At 45.1% G+C, this 2,036-nt stretch carries 4 protein-coding genes; all 4 read right to left on the bottom strand.

Features of this window, described 5'->3' with window-relative positions; genetic code table 11:
- Window positions 1-524, bottom strand: a 524-nt coding sequence (locus A2517_RS04785) for a manganese efflux pump MntP family protein (protein ID WP_294894678.1), incomplete at its 3' end; no start/stop codon positions are given.
- 55 nt (window positions 525-579) lie between these two features.
- Window positions 580-1,632 (bottom strand): SO_0444 family Cu/Zn efflux transporter, encoded by a 1,053-nt coding sequence (locus A2517_RS04790; protein WP_294894680.1) that lies wholly within the window; start codon window positions 1,630-1,632, stop codon window positions 580-582.
- A gap of 44 nt (window positions 1,633-1,676) precedes the next feature.
- The gene (locus A2517_RS04795) at window positions 1,677-1,865 is read right to left on the bottom strand and encodes a hypothetical protein (RefSeq protein ID WP_294894682.1); all 189 of its coding nucleotides are present in this window, start codon (window positions 1,863-1,865) and stop codon (window positions 1,677-1,679) included.
- 10 nt (window positions 1,866-1,875) lie between these two features.
- The gene (locus A2517_RS11990; protein WP_367187987.1) at window positions 1,876-2,031 is read right to left on the bottom strand and encodes a diacylglycerol kinase; all 156 of its coding nucleotides are present in this window, start codon (window positions 2,029-2,031) and stop codon (window positions 1,876-1,878) included.
- Window positions 2,032-2,036 lie beyond the last annotated feature (5 nt).

Genomic DNA, 2,036 nt, shown 5'->3' on the forward strand with positions numbered 1-2,036 from the left:
GTTCCCAATCCGATTAGGATAAGCCCTCCCAACATTTCCGCTTTACTCTCCAGCAATGAACCCAATTTCTTTCCGACATAGACGGCCGCGACGCAGAGTACAAATGTGACCAGCGCTATGACACCTGCCGCACTATAGATATCGGTTTGCAAAAAAGCGAAAGTCACCCCGATCGCCATAGCATCGATGCTCGTTGCAATCCCAAGGGTAATGAGCGTTTTAGCGGAGAGATCGGTCACCTCTTCGTCAAACTCGTTTTGGTACGCTTCGTAAAGCATTTTTCCCCCAAGACCTACGAGGAGAACGAAAGCAATCCAGTGATCGAATGCCTGAACGTATTCTGCAAAACTGATTCCGATGAAATACCCAGCCAGAGGCATCGCCCCTTGAAAAAATCCGAAAACAGCTGCTGTAAAAAAGGCTTTGGAGAGTAAAAGATCTTTGTATTTTGATCCAATCGCGATGGAGACGGCGACAGAGTCCATTGCCAATGCGACGGCGAGGATGAGAAGGGTTTCGTTCATAAAGGGTCCTGAAAAATAAGTCCGCCATTATAGCGGACAAAGTTTTAGTGGCTATTTATGAGCAGCATGAACCTCCGTTGCAACTTTTCTCTTTTTTCTGGAATAATCCGCGAATAAGATGCCATCCGATTAACCCCAGCATTAGAACGGCTGCAGATTCTTCCACGATTCCGTGTTCCTCTTGCAAATTGACATTCATTGTGATGGAAAGGGTATTAAACCCCATATCGATGAGCGCACCAAAAAGTATACTTCCTATGACAATCACAGAGAGGTAAATCACTAAAGCGCGCATACCCAATAGGGATTTTACCACTCCCATAGTAACGCTGTTGGTGGCAGGGCCTGCACTTAAAAAGACAAAAGCGGCACCCGGTGAAACTCCGGCGAGGATGAGCGATGCCGCAATCGGAAGTGATGCGGTCGCGCATACATACATCGGTGTGGCAATCGCAACGGCGATGATGTAGCCTAATAAGAGATTATCGCTAAAAAGCTCATGGAGATTGGAGGGGATAGCGGCTGTGATAAACGCACCGATTAAGAGCCCCCAAAAGAGAGGTTTACTGAAACTTCCTAACAGTGTTACTAGACCGTATTCAAAAATAGCTACGAAAGAAAAGGGCTTTTTCTCTTCAGTTTTACTCATAGGGGTGATTTTGGGAGCGGTAGCAGTAAAAGTAAACCCTTTTTTGAGAGTTTTTTGCGGTTCAAAGATAGTCATGAGGACGCCGGCGGCAATCGCTATGACCACCGAAGTGAAAACGCGGTAGAAGGTAAATACCCATCCAAACATCCCAAAGGTCGCGAGTATCGAATCAATACCCGTGATCGGCGTTGAAATCAAAAAGGAGAGGGTCGATCCTTTGGAAGCACCGTTGCGCCGTAAAGCCGCTGCAAAGGGGATGACACTGCAAGAACACAGAGGAAGGGGTGCACCAAATAGGGCTGCTTTGAATACCGAGCCGTGGGTATCGGAACCTAAATGTTTTTGAATCCACTCTTCACGGATAATCTGGTGCAGAATCCCAGCGGCCAGAAGACCAAAAAGGATATAGACACCCATATCGACACTTAATTCCCAAAACGCTTCCCAAATTAAATACACAACATACTCCTGAAAACAATAACTATTATCGAATTATGAGTATATTAGCTTAATTTTTTATTACAGTCGGTCTCTTTTCCAAAAATGCATCGTCCGTTAAAGATTAGCTTTCGGATAAAGAAGAAAAGTGAAAGAGAAGCAAGCAATCCGCTGATAATCGCATGGGGGAGAAGTCCTTGAGAAAAAAATGAGAGGGTTGCGACGATGAGGGCAAACGTTAAAATAAGACACATTGATGCGCTCCTAGCCGGTAATATGAGGAAGGATTTTAATGAACTCGATCAATAAAACGACAATCCATGTAAAAATAGTTATCCCTGCAGCTGCTGCTGCGATGTCTTTTATGATACGAATTTTTTCATTGCAGCGTGTTTCCATGAAATCGCATACCGCTTCGATCGCCG

Source organism: Sulfuricurvum sp. RIFOXYD12_FULL_44_77 (assembly GCF_001830725.1).
Classification (GTDB): Bacteria; Campylobacterota; Campylobacteria; order Campylobacterales; family Sulfurimonadaceae; genus Sulfuricurvum; species Sulfuricurvum kujiense_A.

Excerpts from the sequence above, each read along its gene's own strand:
- A2517_RS04795 (WP_294894682.1), bottom strand. The coding sequence starts at position 1,865 with ATGTGTCTTATTTTAACGTTTGCCCTCATCGTCGCAACCCTCTCATTT.